A 15,540-nucleotide genomic window follows, 5' to 3' on the forward strand; every position below is an offset into this window, starting at 1 on the left:
TGGCGCCGGATGGCCGCTCCGGGTCAGGCGGCGAGGCGCATCCTGTCGCGGTCGGCGCGGTAGCTGGCGATGAGGGCGTCGGGAATCGCGTCCAGGACCGCATCGACCTCGCGGGTCGGCGACATGCCGACATCGATCCGTACGGGGTCGGGTACGACATCGAATTCCGGCTGGGACACGACGATGGATGGCACGTCGATCGTCACGAGGTCGTGGCCGGTCAGGTCGATGGGCGCGGCGGCGAGCGGGCGAACCTGCGCCCTCGCCTCGCGAACACTCGCCATCAGACCGTCGGACAAAGAATCGAGCACGGCTTCCACCGTCCTCCCCCGCTCGACGACGGTGTCGATGCGGATGGGCTGAAGCGCCAGCGGCGTGGGTTGGGCCGGCCGCTGGGAGACGAGCTGCTGCGCCAGGCGCCATTCCACGTCGAGGATCTGCATCCGCGTCCGGGTCTCCCGGCTCGCCTTCGCCTCCATGGCCTTGGCGGCGACGCGGGACTCCTCGCGGGCGGCCTCGGCCTCGTAGCGGGCCAGAAGCGCCATGACGCTCTGCGCCTCGGCGAGCGGCATGGTCTCGCAGGCGGTGAGCGCGCGCTCGATCATCCGGCGCGACAGGGTGGCACTCCCGGGCCTGGCTTGGCCGGGCTCGGCCTGGAGACCGGCCTCGCGCCAGGCCGAGAGTGCGGCCACGAAGGCGGGCAGCAGAACGGCGGGCAATCCGGCGCGGCGGTGGAGGGCGGCGAAGCCCGAGGCGGAGGGGTCGTGCATCAGCCCGGCCACGCGGTCGGCCTTCAGGCCGGTGAGATCGGACAGCGCCGCCTCCGCGAAGGCCATGCGGCCCGACAGGATCGCCCGCAGGATCAAGCCGGCATTGAGCTGGCCCCGGATGCGCAGATGGCTCACGAGGCGGGCGAGGTCCGCCCCGTCAGCCCCGGCGCTCACCTCCAGGGTGCTGCGCTCCAGGGCTTCGCGGCTCGCCCGCTCCCCGCGCGCCGGGGTGAGCCAGCCCGAGGCGACGGCGAAGGCCGAGAGGGATGCCGCCACGCGGGCGGTGACGGCTTGCCGCACTTCGAGGGGGAGATCGGCCCGTATCGTCAGGGCGTTCCTGAGGCCGGCATCGTCGCCGTGCCGCTCCACCATGCGCAGCAGGCTGCCGGTGGTGATACCGGCGCTCCGGTTGCGCACCAGGGCGGTGAGGGAGGGGACGCCGCCGATCTCGGCCATGGCCCCGGACACCGCGTGGGAGAGACCGAGCCGGCCGGCGATGGCGGTGCGGGTGGTCTCGCAGCCGACCGCGATGCCGTCGACGAGATCCGCATCGGTGAGGACGGACGAGCGCCGCAGGACCAGGGCGGCGATGTCGGGCTGGTCGCCGGCCAAAGCCACGACCAGCGGCCGGGGCGCGGTGGCGCAACCGGCGCAGGCCTGCGCCAGGGCGCGGCGCACGGCGGGGGCCGGGTCGTCGAGGAGCGCCAGGATCGCCGAGCGCGCGTCGCGCGCCGCCCCGGCATCGAGCCCGCCATAGAGATAGGCCCGGGTCAGCGCCGCCGCCGCCTCCGCGCGACGGTCGATGGAGGCGTCACGGGTCCAGGACAGGAATTGGCGGATGATCATTGACCGCTCCGGGTCGCGAAGAGTGAGAGATCGAGAGGTTTGGAGGCGACGGTGCCGGCCTGCCGGGAGGCGGCGGCGGTGAATTCGGCGGGCCGGCGCGGGGGCAGCGGAGCGCCGACGAGAGCGGTGGCCGGGGCGGCGGCAAGCGACGCCGTCGCCGCGACCTTCGCCGGCTCTACGGGGATTGCAGCCGTTGTCGAGGCCGTCTCTCCCGTCCCGTCCGAGCGCGGGAAATAGGTGGGCGCGCTGCGGGTCGGCTGCGGCGAGGAGGCCGGCGGCGACGCGGCCCTGCCCTGCCACAGGCGGGCGACCCCCTCGGACATCGCCCCCTGGCGCTTGTCGGTCTGGAACAGCGCCCGCAATCCGCCGCCGTCAATAGCCGCATAGGCGGAGACGGGATCGGCGGTGGAGGCCGGCTCGATGGCGGCGCCCGCCAGGGCCGTGGGGGCGGGCCGCGAGGCGGATTGGCTGGTGGACAGGAGCGCGTAGAGTTCGGCGGCGCCGCGAGGCCGTCCGGTCTTGTCGTAGAACAGGCTCCGGTTGGCGGCGGCCGCCTCCGGCATGTCGAGGGCGGCGGCGCGCGCCGGGCTCGCCTGGGCGGTGCCGATCAGGGTCGCCGCCCCGCGCGCGCCGAGCACATGGGCGGCGTAGAGATCGCCGCTGGTGGGCTCGCGCCCGAGGGCGGCGGTGAGCGCCTCGCCGTTGCGCTGGGTCAGGGCGCCCGCCATGGTGGCGGCCACGGCCGGGTCACGGCGCAGATCCAGGATGGTCTGGCGGGCCGAGGCGTCCTGCACCGTATAGGTGCCGTCGGGTCTGGCGGTGATGGCGTCGGCATAGGCCGAGAGGCCGAGCTTGGGCCCCGCATTCTTCATCGTCCCGAGCCAGGTCTGCTCGATGAACTGGAACAGCCCGGTGGCCGAGGAGGTGGCGGCCTTGGCCGACGGGTCGAGGGAGGATTCGCGCTTGGCCGTGGCGAGGAGATAGTCGAACTCGGCGCCGGTGCTGCGCGCGCCGCTGCGGATCGCATCGACCACGCCCGCCGAAGCCGATCCGGCGGGCGTCCCCGTGGTCGCCCCGTTCCGCGTGCCCGCGTCCCGGCCGAGGCCGGTCTCGCGAGTGCTGGCGGGGGGCGTGGTGAAGAGGAACATGGCCGTCCGGCTGCAGGCGGACCTGACGATGTCGGCCTGAGTCTCAACCTGTTCCGATCATGGTAAACAAAGATTAAAGGAAGTGCCGTCCGCGCCGTCCCGAACCTGCATAAGTTTCAGGACACGACAGGTTCCGCCACCCCGCGCCGCCCCCGGCGCAGGGCCACCAGCATCGCGAGGCCGCCAGCGGCCATGGCGGCACCGGCGAGGGGGACGGCCGGGTAGCCGAGCCCCGCATCGATCACGCCTCCGCCGAGGGCGGCACCGATGGCATTGCCGAGGTTGAACGCGCCGATATTCATGGCCGAGGCGAGGTTGGGCGCCCCTCGCGCCTGCTCCATCACCCGCATCTGGAGCGGGGGCACCAGGGCGAAACTGGCGACGCCCCAGAGGAAGATCAGGATGGCGGCCGGCACCTCCCAGCGCACGCCCCAGGCGAAGAGGGCCAGCACCATCACGAGTCCGCCCAGCGAGGCGAAGAGTGTGCCGTCCACCGAGCGGTCGGCGAAGCGCCCGCCGGCCCAGTTGCCCACGGTGAGGCCGATTCCGTAGAGCACCAGCATCGCCGTCACGAACGGCGTCGCGGCTCCCGTCTCGATCCGCAGGATCGGCACGATGTAGGTGAACACCGTGAACATCGCGCTCGCCCCGAGCACGGTGAGGGCGAGGGCGGCGAGCACCGGCCCCCGCATCAGGACGCGGAGTTCGGCCCGCATGTCGCCACCGGCTTCGGCCTCGAGGGGCGGCAGGGCCAGGCGCAGCGACAGCATGGCCACGGCCCCCACCGCGGCGATGCCCCAGAAGGCCGCGCGCCAGCCGAGCATCTCCCCGATCCAGGCCGCCAGCGGCACGCCGCCGATGGTGGCGATGGTGAGCCCGGAGAACATCGCGGCCACGGCGGCGGCGCGGCGCTCGGGCGGCACGATGCCGGCCGCCACCACCGCGCCGACCCCGAAGAACGCGCCATGGTTCAGGGAGGTGACGAGGCGGGCGACGACCAGCATCGCGTAGCTGTCGGCCATCGCAGAGAGCAGGTTGCCGAGGGTGAAGATGCCCATCAATCCGACGAGCAGGCGGCGGCGCGGCATCCGGGCGAAGGCCAGCGTCATCAGCGGCGCGCCGAGGAGCACGCCCATCGCGTAGGCGCTGACGACGAGGCCCGCCGCCGGGATCGAGACCTGGAGGTCGTTGGCGATCAGGGGCAGCATGCCCATCGGCGTGAACTCGGTGACGCCGATGCCGAAGGCACCGGCCGAGAGCGCCAGCAGGGGAAGGTTGAGTCTCATGATGAGTGCTTTCCGTCTGTTCCAGACCAGCACATGGCGGATACCGCCTCTCCCAGGTAGTATCGGGCTGGGACCAACATCCGTGCGCCGGAGGCATCAATGCTGCGCGACAGGGTCGACCGGGCGGGTGACATGGCCCTCTTCCTCGCCGTGGCCCAGGAAGGCAGCCTGTCGGCGGCGGCGCGCCGGTTCGGCCTGACGCCCTCGGCCGTGAGCCGGGTGGTGGCACGCATCGAATCCCGGCTCGGCGTCCGGCTCCTCGTGCGTACCACGCGCTCCCTGCACCTCACCGCCGAGGGCGAGACCTATGCCCGGGCGGCGCGGCGGATCCTCACCGATCTCGACGAGACCGAAGCGCAGATCGCCGACCAGGGCTGCCCGCGCGGCCGGGTCCGCGTCAGCGCCTCAATGGCCCATGGCAGGCGTGTGGTGGTTCCCCTCATCGGCGATTTCGTCGCCCGCCATCCGGGGATCGTGGTGGAGATCGACCTCAGCGACGAGGTCGCGGACGTGATCGGCGGGCGGGCCGATCTGGCGATCCGGTTCGGGCCGCTGGCCGACAGCCCGCTCACCGCCCGGCGCCTCGGCGAGACCGGGCGGATGATCGTGGCCTCGCCCGCCTATCTCGCCCGCGCCGGCACGCCACGGGTTCCGGGGGATCTAGCCGGCCACAACTGCCTCGACTTCAACTTTCGCCGGATCGAGCCGGGCTGGCCGTTCCGCGAGGACGGGCGCGACCACCTCCTGGCGGTGCGCGGCAACATCGCGGCGAATAACGGCGAGACCCTGGTGCAACTCGCCCTGCAGGGCATCGGCGTCACCCGCGTCGGCACCTTCCATATTGCGGAGGATCTCGCAGCGGGCCACCTCGTGCCGCTTCTGGAGGCGTACAATCCCCAGGACCGGGAGGCGATCCATGCGGTGTTCGTCGGCGGCCCGGCCATGCCCGCCCGCATCCGGGTGCTGGTGGATTTCCTCGCCGAGCGCATGGGCCGCAGCCAGGGACCGGTTCCATGACGGTGCTCGGCGATCGGGCGTCCCGCACCAACCCCTCGGAGAGGCCGTCATGCGCGCATTCCTGATCGTCCCCGGCGACGCACGAGCCGTCGCGGCGGCGATGGCGAGCGACGCGCATGCGCTGATCGTGGACGTGACGGGCCTCGCGTCGCCGGCTTTCTTCCCCGAGCGCCGACAGGGCGCACCGCCGTTCTACCTGCGCTCGCACGACCTGGAACGCGACCTCCCGGCGATGATGGCCGCGGCACCGCACGGAATCGTCCTGCCCCGTTGCGAGGGCGCCCGCGACGTCATGCGCCTCGGCGCGCGCCTCGCCGTCGAGGAGGCGATGCAGGGGCTGACCGATGGGGCGACGCAGATCCTCGCCTTCATCGAAACGGCAAGGGGCGCGCTGGCCCTGCACACCCTCGCGGATGCGGGGGAACGCCTCGTCGGCATCGCCTGGGACGCCGCGGCCGTGAAGGCCGAAGTCGGAGCGCCCACCGCCCGCGATCACGAGGGCGGGCTGAGCTCGCCCCTCGCTCAGGTCCGCGCCCTGGTTCGCCTCACCGCCGCGGCGGCGAGGGTCACGGCGATCGATACGCCATGCCTGACCGGGGGCGACCTCGCCGGTGAGGTCGAGGCGGCACGGGATGACGGGTTCGAGGCGAAACTCGTCCTCGAACCGGATCAGGCGGGATTCGTCAGGGAATTCAGCGGACGATGCCGGGGATGAAGCGCTTCAGCGTGAATGCGCTTCGGATACGACCTATTCGGCGTCCTCGCCGTCCTCGACCGCCGACACGGCCCGAGTATCCGGCCCGCGCTGGGCCTCGGGCGAGACGGCATCGTGGCTGACGGGGGTCGCCGTCGCGGTGGGGGTGGAACGCGGTGCCGTATCCGCCAGCATCATCGAGGCGGTCACCGAGATCAGGCCGGCGAGCGAGCGGAGATCGTCGGACTGGCGCACGTCGCGTGAGACCAGCGCGGCCTCGCGCTGGAGACGCAGGTTACAGGCCTTGGTCGGCAGCCCGCCATCCGGCGTGCAGGCGTCGTGCCGGGCGCAGGCCGCGTCGAGGGCGTCGATGGGCGGGAGTGGGGCATTGTTGCCGGGCCCGCAGTAATTGCCATGGATCAGCATGGTCGGCGGGCGGTTCGTCGCTTGTGCCAGGGCGGGAGTCGCAAGACCGGCGGCGATGAGGAGCGGTACAGTGAACTTGACGATCATACGATGCAGACCTCTGCGAGCGCCCCCTCAGGCGGTTCGCGGAAATGAGCTGCTCCACGGCGGCTCGGGCCATTAAGCATTCGGCCCCGGCCTTGGTTCCCTTTTTGGCACGAAGCACTCCCCGGCCGCCCTTGTCCATGGCTGAGCTTGCACCTCTCGCAGGATAGAGGCTGAGACGAGGCTACTGACCCGCTCCGGGAGGGCGCTTCAACTCGAAACGTGCCTCGTCGGTGACGCTGAAATAGTCGAAATAGCCACCGCGCAGGAGCGGGTGCATCGCGCCGGTATCGACCCGGCCATCCTTGACGAAGGCATCGTCGACATAGATCGACACGACTTGGCCGATCACCAGGAAGTGACTGGCCTCGCTGCCGTCGAGAGGTGTCAGGGGCACGGTCTGGAGCCACCGGCATTCCAGGGCGGCGGGAGATTCGGCGACCCGTGGCGGACGCACCTTGCGCGAGGGCACCGGCGTCAGACCGGCCGCGACGAACTCGCTGTCGCCCCGGGCGAGGGGGGCCGAAGTGGCGTTCATGGCGTCGCGCAGCCCGTAGGTGGCGAAGTTGCAGACGAACTCCCCGCCCTCCTCCGCGAAGGTCATCGCGTCCTTGCGGCCGAAGGACGAGAACATCACCATGTCGGGGCCGGTGGCGACGGCGTTGAAGTAGGAATAGGGGGAGAGGTTGACGTGGCCCTGCTTGTTCATCGCGCTGATCCAGCCGATGGGCCGGGGCGCCACCAGGGCCTTCAGCGGGTTGTGCGGCAGGGTGCGGTTCTCGGAATCGTAATGCATGGCGCCGCTCAGACTCGTGTGACGATGTCGGACAGGACGGGTCTCGGGCGGTCGCTCGGGACCTCGCGGGCGCGGCCGACATGGATGAAGCCGGCCAGTTTCTCGCGCGGGTCGAGGCCCAGCGCGTCGAGGATGCGACGGTCGTAGGCGAACCACTCGGTCAGCCAGGCGGTGGAAAAGCTCGCGGCATTGGCCGCGACGACGAGGTTCATGCAGACGGCGCCCGCCGACAGCACCTGCTCCCATTCCGGGATCTTGACGTGGGGGGCGGCGCTGGAGACGACGGCGACCACCAGGGGGGCGTGGGCGAGGCGGTGGCGCTCCAGGTCGAGGCGCTTGGCATCGGCCTCGGGATGATCCGCCGCGTAGGCCTCCGCGATGGTGTCGCCCACGCGCAGGCGGGCCTCACCCTCGATCACCAGGAAGCGCCAGGGGCTGAGCTTGCCATGGTCGGGCACGCGCGCGGCGACGGTGAGGATCGCATCGAGCTCTCCGGCGCTCGGACCCGGCCCGTCGAGATTGACCGGCGGAACGGAGCGGCGCACGCGCAGGAGGTCGATTGTGTCGTTCCGCGGCATGTCGGATATGGTGTCCATGGAACCTGTTCGGCGCGAATGAGGGACGTGGGGGGCACCGCCGGGCGGCCGGTGCGAGGTGAGGCGGGCCGCTTCGGCGATCGATAAGAGGCGTCGGCCTTGGAGCCGCCACGGTCTGGATCCAAAGCGGGATGTCGCATTCGGCAAAGGAACGGCCGACAAGCGAAAACATGCCGTGCGGCCCGCAGCTTGGCAATCGCCGCCATGCATGGCGGACCCGTGCGGGGCGGACCCGTAAAGGAGACAGCGGATGGGACCGGTAATGCGCGCGCTCGCGGTGACGGGAGTCATGTCGATGGCGGCGTTGCCGGTGCTGGCGCAGGAACGCGGCCCGTTCGGCGGTCGCAACGGCCCGGCCCTGCCCTCCCCCTCGATCACGGGGCCGCAATTGCCGCTTCCCCCCGTCGAGGGCGAGGCGCCCCTCACCCTCACCGCCCTGTTCGCGGGCAGCAACCAGCCGGTGCGCTCCGGCCTCGCCTGGCGCATCTACGAGGATCGGTCCGATGGGGTGCGGCCGAACATCGTCGCGCGCTCCGAGGCGGCGGATCCGAGCTTCACCCTGGCGCCCGGCGCCTATGTCGCCACCGTCACCTACGGCTTCGCCACAGCCTCGAAGCGCATCACCATGGCGGGCGCGGCACTCAGCGACCGCCTGACGATCACCGCGGGGGCGCTCAAGCTCTCGGGTGCCATCGGCGACATGAAGATCACCCCCGCCGACCTCGCCTTCTCGGTCTTCGTGCCCATCGGCACCAATTCGGAAGGGCGCCTCGTGCGCAGCGGCGTGAAGGCGGGCGAGCTGATCCGCCTGCCGGAGGGGACCTACCACGTGGTCTCGAATTACGGGGAATCGAACGCGATCCAGCGCGCCGACCTCAAGGTGGAGAACGGCAAGGTCACCGACGCCACCCTCAACCATCGGGCCGCCACCGTCACCCTCAAGCTCGTGGCCGCGCCCGGCGCCGAGGCCTTCGCCGGCACCGCCTTCAGCGTGCTGACGCCGGGCGGCGACACGATCCGCGAGGCCATCGGCGCCTTCCCGCAGGTCACCCTGGCGGAGGGCGACTACGTCCTCATCGCGCGCCACGACGGCCAGGTCTTCACACGGGAGTTCAAGGTGGAAAGCGGGATGGACCGGGACATCGAAGTGGTGGCGAAGGCCTCCTGATGCGCGCCGTCGTCCTCGCCGTCGCCCTACTCGCCGCCGTCCCCGCCACGGCACAGACCGTCATCGACGGGTCCGATGCCACGATCGGGGCCGAGATGTCGGCGTCCGTGATGGTGCTGGTCGGCCACGGGCTCAAGAGCCCGGCCGAGGCGCGCTACGGCCGGCTGCGCCGGGGCAAGGCGGGCGCCATCTGCGGCGAGGTCGACGTCACCAACCGGATGGGCGCGCATGTCGGCCCGCGCCCGTTCGTCGCCGATCCGGAGTCGGGCTTTTCCGGCATCATGCCCGACGCCGCCGAGATCCGGCACCCGTCCAGCATGGCGCAGTACCAGGGTTTCCAACGCACACTCGCGCTGCTCTCGGCGAATTGCGACGGGTGATCGCTTCCCGATTCGCTCCGGCGACGTCGAATCGATGATGCTCGAGCGTCAGCCCCCCACCACCGCCAAGCCCGCCCCCGCGACGGCCGTGAGCACGACCACGATCCAGGGCGGGGCCGCCCCGATCGTCAGGAGCAGGAACGCGCCGGCCGCCACGGCGAAGTCACGCGGGCCGAGGACGGCGCCGGTCCAGAGCGGATCGTAGAGCGCGGCGGCGAGAATCCCCACCACCGCCGCGTTGGCGCCGCGCATGGCCGCCTGCGCCAGGGGTCTTTCGCGGACGGCATCCCAGAAGGGCAAAGCTCCGTAGACCAGGAGCAATCCCGGCAGGAACACCGCCACCAGGGCGATGGCGGCCCCGGCCAGACCGTTCGGCTGCGGTCCGAGGGCCGCGCCGAGATAGGCCGCGAAGGTGAAGAGCGGCCCCGGCACCGCCTGTGCCGCGCCGTAGCCGGCGAGAAACGCATCCGGGCCGATCCAGCCGGTCCCCACCAGGGCCGTGCGCAGGAGCGGCAGCATCACGTGGCCACCGCCGAAGACGAGGGCGCCGGAGCGGTAGAACGCATCGAACAGGGCGAGCCCCTGCGAGGACAGGGATCTGGCCAGGAACGGCGGGACCGCGAGGAACAGGCCGAACAGGAGGAGGGCCACCGCGCCGGCCCGGCGCGAGACCGGGATGCCGAGATGCCCGCCCGCCGCTCCGGATGCCCGGCGGCAGACTGCGAGCCCGGCTACGGCTCCGAGACCGATGCCGGCGACCTGACCGGTCGATCCGGCCAGCACCGTGGTCAGGGCGAGGGCGGCAAAGGCGATGGCCGCGCGGGTGGCATCGGGCGCGAGGGTGCGGCCCATGCCCCAGACCGCCTGCGCCACCACCGCCACGGCGACCAGCTTCAGCCCGTGGACGATGCCCGATCCGACCGGGCCGCCGAGGGCGTCCGCCCCATAGGCGAAGGCCACGAGGAGGAGCGCCGAGGGCAGGGTGAAGGCGGCCCAGGCCGCGAGCCCGCCGGCGAGCCCCCTGCCCCGCATCACCCCGAGGGAGAACCCGACCTGGCTCGAGGCCGGGCCGGGCAGGAACTGGCACAGGGCCACGAGGTCGGCATAGGCCGCCTCGTCGAGCCAGCGGCGGCGATGCACGAACTCGGCGCGGAAGTAGCCGAGATGGGCGATCGGGCCACCGAAGGCGGTGAGGCCGAGCTTGAGGAAGGCGAGAAAGACTTCCCGCACGGAACCCTCGCGGGAAGGCAGTGGTGTCATCACGGTGGTTGACCTTGGCGTCATGGCTCGGGTCCTGACCACCCTCCTACCCGAATTCCTCATCCTGAGATGCCGCGAAGCGGCCTCTCAGGAGGGCTCCAGCCTGACTGGCGATCCCTGGACGCCGCCTTCGAGGGCTCCGCTGCGCTGCGCCGCTCCAGGATGAGGTGGTGGGTGGGATGGCCCCCGGAACTATCCCAGCCCGCCGGCCTCGACGATGAAGCGGGCCACCGTGTCGGCGCCGTGTCCCTCGCGCAGGGACGAGAACACGTAGGGCCGCGCGCCCCGCATGCGCCGGGTATCGGCTTCCATCACCCCGAGATCGGCGCCGACCATGGGGGCGAGGTCGGTCTTGTTGACGATGAGGAGATCGGACCGGGTGATGCCAGGGCCGCCTTTACGCGGGATCTTCTCGCCGCCGGCGACGTCGATGACGTAGAGGGTGAGGTCGGCGAGCTCCGGCGAGAAGGTCGCGGCGAGGTTGTCGCCGCCGGATTCGATCAGGATCAGGTCGAGCTTCGGGAAGCGACGGCGCATCTCGGCCACCGCCGCGAGGTTGATCGAGGCGTCCTCGCGGATCGCCGTATGCGGGCAGCCGCCGGTCTCGACACCCATGATCCGCTCCTCGGGCAAGGCGCCCGCCACGGTGAGGATGCGGGCATCCTCCTTGGTGTAGATGTCGTTGGTGATGGCGCAGATCTCGAAGCGATCGCGGAAGCGCTTGCAGAGCTGCTCCATCAGGGCGGTCTTGCCGGAGCCGACGGGGCCGCCGATGCCGACGCGCAGGGGGCCGTTCGGTGAGGGGCCGTTCAGTGAGGTCATGACGGGGTCTTTCACGAGCGGAAAATCCGAGAATACTGAGTCTCGTGCCGGGCCGAGCCGAGATCGAGGCGCAGGGTCGCGGTGCCGATCTCCTCGAGGCTCAGGGGCGGGATGGCCGCGGCCAAAGCCGCCACCCGGGGGGTGAGGGACGCGATCACCCGCGTGCCGGCGCTCTGGCCGATGGGAGCGCAGCGCAGCGCCGCCGAGACGAGGTTCTGCAGGAAGGCGAGGCCGAACCCGGCGAGCACCGGGGCGAGCGCCATACGGTGGGTGCCGGCCGAGAGCCCCACCGCCACCGGGTAGGCCACCTCGCCGGGCAATGCCTCGCTCAACCGGTCGAGATCCGCGCTTCCCCAGGCGACGCGGGTGGCGTCGAGGAAGCTGCGACCCTGCTGGGTCGTCTCGAGATGGAGTTCGCGCGTGGGCGCCAGGGCGACGGCGAGGTCGTTGACCTCCGCCAGCGCCGGAATGTCCCCCGCCTCGGCGGCGGCATGGGCATGGGCCAGAAGAATCAGGTCGGTGCGCACCGCGCCCCGTTCGAGCACGTCGCCGAGCCATGCCAGCAGCGAAGCCTCGCCCCCGACATCGCCGCATTCCACCGCCCATTCGAGCCCATGCGAGTAGGCATAGGCCCCGACGGGATAGCCCGGCGAGAGCCAGGCCATGAGCCGGACGGTGTCGATCATCGGGGATTCGCCCCTCATCGCGCCGGGCGCCCTTCCCTGGAAGCCCGAACCGGCAGAGGATGGGGGCATAGGACGAGGCTCAACCGGACACCGTGCCGTGGCTGTGCGGATGAGGGTGGTCGTGCCCATGATCGTGGGCATGGCCATGGCCGTGGTGGTGCCCGGCGGCCTCGCCGGCATAGGCGCCGCCCTCGGGCCGGAACGGACGCTCCACCGGCTCGGCCGTCCCCCCTAAGCCCCGCACCATCTCGGCCAGCACATGGTCGTAGGCGATATGGACCGCGTCCGTGCCGATCTCGGCCGGGATGTGCCGGTTGCCGATATGCCAGATCAGGCGCTTGAGGGCGAGATCGTCCGCGGCGCGGATCTCGAGCAGGCGCTCGGGCGCGGCCTCGACCCAGACCAGGCGGCCATCCTGCAGCACCAGGGCGTCGCCGTCGTCGAGGACCGTCGGCTCGGGCAGGTCGAGCAGGAATGACAGGCCGCCGACCCCGCGCATGGCCATGCGGCGGCGATGCCGGTCGCCATGGTCGAGGACGATGCGGTCGACGATCTCGCCGGAGAGCGCGTCTCGGCGGATCACTTTCGTGGCGCGGATCAGGGAAGAGCTCAAAACAGGAAATACCGCTGCGCCATCGGCAGCACCTCGGCCGGCTCGCAGACCAGGAGCTCACCATCGGCGCGCACGTCGTAGGTCTCCGCGTCGATCTCGATGGTCGGCGTGGCGTCGTTGAGGATCATGCTCTTCTTCGAGATGCCGCCGCGCACGTTCTCCACGGCGACGAGCCGCTTCTGCACCCCGAGCCTCTCGCCGAGCCCGTCCTCGATGGCGGCCTTCGAGACGAAGGTGAGCGCTGTGGAGAACGGCGACCGCCCGATCGCCCCGAACATCGGGCGGTAATGCACCGGCTGGGGCGTCGGGATCGAGGCATTGGGGTCGCCCATGGGAGCGGTGGCGATCATGCCGCCCTTGATCACGAGGTCCGGCTTCACCCCGAAGAAGGCCGGCGTCCACAGCACGAGATCGGCGAGCTTGCCGGCCTCCACCGAACCGACATGGGCCGAGACGCCATGCGCGATGGCCGGATTGATCGTGTATTTCGCGATGTAGCGGCGGGCGCGCAGGTTGTCGTTGCCGGAGGTGTCGCCCGGCAGGCTCCCGCGCTGGCGCTTCATCTTGTCCGCCGTCTGCCAGGTCCGGATGACGACCTCGCCGACCCGGCCCATGGCCTGGCTGTCCGACGACATCATCGAGAGCGCGCCGATATCGTGCAGGATGTCCTCGGCCGCGATGGTCTCCTTGCGGATGCGGCTTTCGGCGAAAGCGAGATCCTCGGGAATCGCCGGATCGAGGTGGTGGCAGACCATGAGCATGTCGAGATGCTCGTCGATGGTGTTTTTCGTATACGGGCGCGTCGGGTTGGTGGAGGACGGGAGCACGTTCATCAGCCCCGCCACCTTCATGATGTCCGGCGCGTGTCCGCCCCCCGCTCCTTCGGTGTGGAAGGCATGGATGGTCCGCCCCGCGAAGGCGCGGATCGTGTCCTCGACGAAGCCGGATTCGTTGAGCGTGTCGGAATGGATCATCACCTGCACGTCATGCAGGTCGGCCACCGTGAGGCAGGTGTCGATGGCCTGGGGCGTCGTGCCCCAATCCTCGTGGAGCTTCAGGGCGCAGGCCCCGGCGCGGACCATCTCGATGAGGCTCTCGGGCCGCGAGGCGTTGCCCTTGCCGGCGAAGGCGAGGTTCATCGGGAAACTGTCCGCTGCCTCGATCATCCGGGCGAGATGCCAGGGGCCGGGGGTGCAAGTGGTGGCGAAAGTGCCGTGCGCCGGGCCGGTGCCGCCGCCGAGCATGGTGGTGACGCCCGAGCACAGAGCCTCCTCGATCTGCTGCGGGCAGATGTAGTGGATGTGGCTGTCGAACCCGCCGGCCGTGAGGATCTTGCCTTCGCCGGCGATCACTTCGGTGCCGGGGCCGACGATGATGTCGACGCCCGGCTGGATGTCCGGGTTGCCGGCCTTGCCGAGCTTGAAGATGCGGCCCTTCACGATGCCGACATCGCATTTCACCACGCCCCAATGGTCGAGGACCACGGCGTTGGTGATGACGGTGTCCACCGCGCCATCGGCATTCGTCACCTGCGACTGCCCCATCCCGTCGCGGATGACCTTGCCGCCGCCGAACTTCACCTCCTCGCCATAGGTGGTGTGGTCGCGCTCCACCTCGATGACGAGGGAGGTGTCGGCGAGACGGATTTTATCGCCCGTGGTGGGGCCGAACATGTCGGCATAGGCAGAGCGGGGCAGGCTCGCGGGGCGGGGTGTGTTGGACATCAGGCGGCCTCTCGTGCCTCTGCGACGGCGCGGTCGAAAAGAGCGTCCAGAGCCGCGTTGACGCCGCGACAGCCGGCGACGACCTCTTTCGCCCAATCGATGTAGTTCGCCACGCGCTCCGCGCCCCAATCGTCCGGGGGGCTCGCCACGAGCGAATGCAGGTTGCTGATCTTGTCCGCGATCTTGAGGGCGCGGGCGCCGGGCGACTTGTGCGGCGCCTGCTCGACCTGGAGACGCTTGCGCTCGGCCTTGGGGAGCGATTTGTCGTCGGTGACCTCGGCCACGAGTTCGGCGACACGCCGACCGAACAATTGCTCGATCTCCTCGCGGCTCGTCCCGGTATCCTCCACCGTATCGTGGAGCCAGCCCGCCGCCACGAGATGCGCGTCGGGCTCCTCGGCGGTCGCGGCCAGGAGCGAGGCCACCTCGGCGAGGTGGTTCACGTAAGGCTCGCGCGCCGCGCCCTTCCGGGTCTGTCCCACGTGACGCCGTGCGGCGAACTCGGCGGAACGGGTGACGAGGAGGATGCCGTCGCGCAGACGGGACGTCTCGTCGGTCATAGGGACCCCATCACGCCGCCGCGGAACCCGTAGACCGTCCGCGCGCCGAGCAGCGGCACCAGCGAGACCTCCCGCGTGGCGCCCGGCTCGAACCGCACCGCCGTGCCCGGCGCGATGTCGAGGCGCTGGCCCCTCGCCTTCTCGCGCTCGAAGGTCAGGCCCGGATTCACCTCGTAGAAATGGTAATGCGAGCCGACCTGGATCGGCCGGTCGCCGACATTGGACACGGTGAGCAGGGTGCGCGGAGCGCCGTCGTTGAAGACGATCTCGCCGGGAAGCGTCGTCACCGTGCCGGGCACATCCGATGAGGGCGCGCCACGGATCGGATGGTGGACGGTGACGAGCTTGGTGCCGTCCGGGAACGTCGCCTCCACCTGGATGTCGTGGATCATCTCGGCGATGCCCTCCATCACCTGGTCGGCGGTCAGCACATGGGCGCCCGCCTGCATCAGTTCGGAGACCGAGCGGCCGTCCCGCGCGCCCTCCACCACCGCATCGGTGATGAGCGCGATCGCTTCGGGATAGTTCAGCTTGACGCCGCGGGCGAGCCGGTTGCGGGCGACCTGGGCGGCCATGGCGACGAGGAGCTTGTCCTTTTCGCGCGGGGTCAGGAGCACGGGAAACCTCGGGTGTTGGTCGCGGGGTGCGGTGACGCGCAGGCAAG

17 protein-coding genes are annotated in these 15,540 nt (G+C 70.9%); 4 read left to right on the forward strand and 13 right to left on the reverse strand.

The genetic code is table 11. The annotated features are described in order from the left end of the window. Nucleotides 1-23 precede the first annotated feature (23 nt). The 3 genes from A3OM_RS0110105 to A3OM_RS0110115 all read right to left on the reverse strand — a co-directional run bounded on the left by A3OM_RS0110105 (nucleotide 24) and on the right by A3OM_RS0110115 (nucleotide 4,050). Nucleotides 24-1,616 (reverse strand): DUF2336 domain-containing protein, encoded by a 1,593-nt coding sequence (locus A3OM_RS0110105; RefSeq protein WP_018043639.1) that lies wholly within the window; start codon nucleotides 1,614-1,616, stop codon nucleotides 24-26. Beyond that, nucleotides 1,613-2,764, reverse strand: coding sequence for a hypothetical protein (locus tag A3OM_RS0110110; protein ID WP_018043640.1), 1,152 nt, complete (start codon nucleotides 2,762-2,764; stop codon nucleotides 1,613-1,615). The genes A3OM_RS0110105 and A3OM_RS0110110 overlap by 4 nt, the downstream gene beginning before the upstream one ends. A gap of 116 nt (nucleotides 2,765-2,880) precedes the next feature. Further along, a complete protein-coding gene (locus A3OM_RS0110115; RefSeq protein WP_018043641.1) occupies nucleotides 2,881-4,050 on the reverse strand; it encodes an MFS transporter in 1,170 nt (389 codons plus the stop codon). 99 nt (nucleotides 4,051-4,149) lie between these two features. Between A3OM_RS0110115 and A3OM_RS0110120 the strand changes: the two genes are divergently transcribed. Beyond that, nucleotides 4,150-5,067, forward strand: a complete 918-nt coding sequence (locus A3OM_RS0110120; protein WP_018043642.1) for a LysR family transcriptional regulator — start codon at nucleotides 4,150-4,152, stop codon at nucleotides 5,065-5,067. 49 nt (nucleotides 5,068-5,116) lie between these two features. Further along, complete coding sequence (locus A3OM_RS0110125) at nucleotides 5,117-5,782, forward strand: aldolase/citrate lyase family protein (RefSeq protein WP_018043643.1); 666 nt, start codon at nucleotides 5,117-5,119, stop codon at nucleotides 5,780-5,782. A gap of 33 nt (nucleotides 5,783-5,815) precedes the next feature. On the opposite strand, the gene A3OM_RS0110130 is transcribed toward A3OM_RS0110125, so the two are convergent. The 3 genes from A3OM_RS0110130 to A3OM_RS0110140 all read right to left on the reverse strand — a co-directional run bounded on the left by A3OM_RS0110130 (nucleotide 5,816) and on the right by A3OM_RS0110140 (nucleotide 7,645). After that, a complete protein-coding gene (locus tag A3OM_RS0110130; protein WP_018043644.1) occupies nucleotides 5,816-6,274 on the reverse strand; it encodes a hypothetical protein in 459 nt (152 codons plus the stop codon). A 181-nt stretch (nucleotides 6,275-6,455) separates the two neighbouring features. Beyond that, complete coding sequence (locus tag A3OM_RS0110135) at nucleotides 6,456-7,067, reverse strand: flavin reductase family protein (protein WP_018043645.1); 612 nt, start codon at nucleotides 7,065-7,067, stop codon at nucleotides 6,456-6,458. A gap of 8 nt (nucleotides 7,068-7,075) precedes the next feature. Further along, on the reverse strand, nucleotides 7,076-7,645 hold the full coding sequence (locus tag A3OM_RS0110140; RefSeq protein ID WP_245257779.1) for a nitroreductase: 570 nt from the start codon (nucleotides 7,643-7,645) through the stop codon (nucleotides 7,076-7,078). A gap of 307 nt (nucleotides 7,646-7,952) precedes the next feature. Between A3OM_RS0110140 and A3OM_RS0110145 the strand changes: the two genes are divergently transcribed. Together A3OM_RS0110145 and A3OM_RS0110150 are read left to right on the forward strand one after the other, a co-directional pair. Continuing rightward, complete coding sequence (locus A3OM_RS0110145) at nucleotides 7,953-8,831, forward strand: hypothetical protein (protein ID WP_085984262.1); 879 nt, start codon at nucleotides 7,953-7,955, stop codon at nucleotides 8,829-8,831. Continuing rightward, the gene (locus tag A3OM_RS0110150) at nucleotides 8,831-9,211 is read left to right on the forward strand and encodes a hypothetical protein (RefSeq protein ID WP_018043648.1); all 381 of its coding nucleotides are present in this window, start codon (nucleotides 8,831-8,833) and stop codon (nucleotides 9,209-9,211) included. Before A3OM_RS0110145 ends, A3OM_RS0110150 begins: the two co-directional genes overlap by 1 nt. Nucleotides 9,212-9,259: 48 nt before the next feature. Here A3OM_RS0110150 and chrA read toward each other — a convergent pair whose 3' ends face one another. From chrA to A3OM_RS23775, 7 genes are all read right to left on the reverse strand, one after another. Continuing rightward, entirely contained in the window at nucleotides 9,260-10,495 is a 1,236-nt protein-coding gene (chrA, locus tag A3OM_RS0110155) for a chromate efflux transporter (protein WP_051074315.1), read from the reverse strand. Nucleotides 10,496-10,663: 168 nt separating this feature from the next. Beyond that, the gene (gene ureG / locus A3OM_RS0110160) at nucleotides 10,664-11,293 is read right to left on the reverse strand and encodes an urease accessory protein UreG (protein ID WP_018043650.1); all 630 of its coding nucleotides are present in this window, start codon (nucleotides 11,291-11,293) and stop codon (nucleotides 10,664-10,666) included. Nucleotides 11,294-11,304: 11 nt separating this feature from the next. Beyond that, nucleotides 11,305-11,979, reverse strand: coding sequence for an urease accessory UreF family protein (locus A3OM_RS0110165; protein WP_018043651.1), 675 nt, complete (start codon nucleotides 11,977-11,979; stop codon nucleotides 11,305-11,307). Nucleotides 11,980-12,058: 79 nt separating this feature from the next. Further along, complete coding sequence (locus A3OM_RS0110170) at nucleotides 12,059-12,580, reverse strand: urease accessory protein UreE (RefSeq protein WP_026175904.1); 522 nt, start codon at nucleotides 12,578-12,580, stop codon at nucleotides 12,059-12,061. An 8-nt stretch (nucleotides 12,581-12,588) separates the two neighbouring features. After that, on the reverse strand, nucleotides 12,589-14,316 hold the full coding sequence (ureC, locus tag A3OM_RS0110175; RefSeq protein WP_018043653.1) for an urease subunit alpha: 1,728 nt from the start codon (nucleotides 14,314-14,316) through the stop codon (nucleotides 12,589-12,591). Further along, entirely contained in the window at nucleotides 14,316-14,876 is a 561-nt protein-coding gene (locus A3OM_RS0110180) for an HD domain-containing protein (RefSeq protein WP_018043654.1), read from the reverse strand. The genes ureC and A3OM_RS0110180 overlap by 1 nt, the downstream gene beginning before the upstream one ends. Beyond that, nucleotides 14,873-15,493, reverse strand: a complete 621-nt coding sequence (locus A3OM_RS23775) for an urease subunit gamma (protein ID WP_018043655.1) — start codon at nucleotides 15,491-15,493, stop codon at nucleotides 14,873-14,875. The genes A3OM_RS0110180 and A3OM_RS23775 overlap by 4 nt, the downstream gene beginning before the upstream one ends. Nucleotides 15,494-15,540: the final 47 nt, after the last annotated feature.

It is taken from the genome of Methylobacterium sp. 88A (assembly GCF_000376345.1).
GTDB lineage: Bacteria > Pseudomonadota > Alphaproteobacteria > Rhizobiales > Beijerinckiaceae > Methylobacterium > Methylobacterium bullatum.

Bases quoted from the DNA above. Each gene is read 5' to 3' on its own strand.
- A3OM_RS0110145 (WP_085984262.1), top strand. From the start codon at position 7,953: ATGTCGATGGCGGCGTTGCCGGTGCTGGCGCAGGAACGCGGCCCGTTC.
- A3OM_RS0110165 (WP_018043651.1), bottom strand. From the start codon at position 11,979: ATGATCGACACCGTCCGGCTCATGGCCTGGCTCTCGCCGGGCTATCCC.
- A3OM_RS0110125 (WP_018043643.1), top strand. From the start codon at position 5,117: ATGCGCGCATTCCTGATCGTCCCCGGCGACGCACGAGCCGTCGCGGCG.
- A3OM_RS0110150 (WP_018043648.1), top strand. From the start codon at position 8,831: ATGCGCGCCGTCGTCCTCGCCGTCGCCCTACTCGCCGCCGTCCCCGCC.
- ureC (WP_018043653.1), bottom strand. From the start codon at position 14,316: ATGTCCAACACACCCCGCCCCGCGAGCCTGCCCCGCTCTGCCTATGCC.
- A3OM_RS0110105 (WP_018043639.1), bottom strand. From the start codon at position 1,616: ATGATCATCCGCCAATTCCTGTCCTGGACCCGTGACGCCTCCATCGAC.
- A3OM_RS0110115 (WP_018043641.1), bottom strand. From the start codon at position 4,050: ATGAGACTCAACCTTCCCCTGCTGGCGCTCTCGGCCGGTGCCTTCGGC.
- A3OM_RS0110110 (WP_018043640.1), bottom strand. From the start codon at position 2,764: ATGTTCCTCTTCACCACGCCCCCCGCCAGCACTCGCGAGACCGGCCTC.
- A3OM_RS0110135 (WP_018043645.1), bottom strand. From the start codon at position 7,067: ATGCATTACGATTCCGAGAACCGCACCCTGCCGCACAACCCGCTGAAG.
- ureG (WP_018043650.1), bottom strand. From the start codon at position 11,293: ATGACCTCACTGAACGGCCCCTCACCGAACGGCCCCCTGCGCGTCGGC.
- A3OM_RS0110120 (WP_018043642.1), top strand. From the start codon at position 4,150: ATGCTGCGCGACAGGGTCGACCGGGCGGGTGACATGGCCCTCTTCCTC.
- chrA (WP_051074315.1), bottom strand. From the start codon at position 10,495: ATGACGCCAAGGTCAACCACCGTGATGACACCACTGCCTTCCCGCGAG.
- A3OM_RS0110130 (WP_018043644.1), bottom strand. From the start codon at position 6,274: ATGATCGTCAAGTTCACTGTACCGCTCCTCATCGCCGCCGGTCTTGCG.
- A3OM_RS0110140 (WP_245257779.1), bottom strand. From the start codon at position 7,645: ATGCCGCGGAACGACACAATCGACCTCCTGCGCGTGCGCCGCTCCGTT.
- A3OM_RS0110180 (WP_018043654.1), bottom strand. From the start codon at position 14,876: ATGACCGACGAGACGTCCCGTCTGCGCGACGGCATCCTCCTCGTCACC.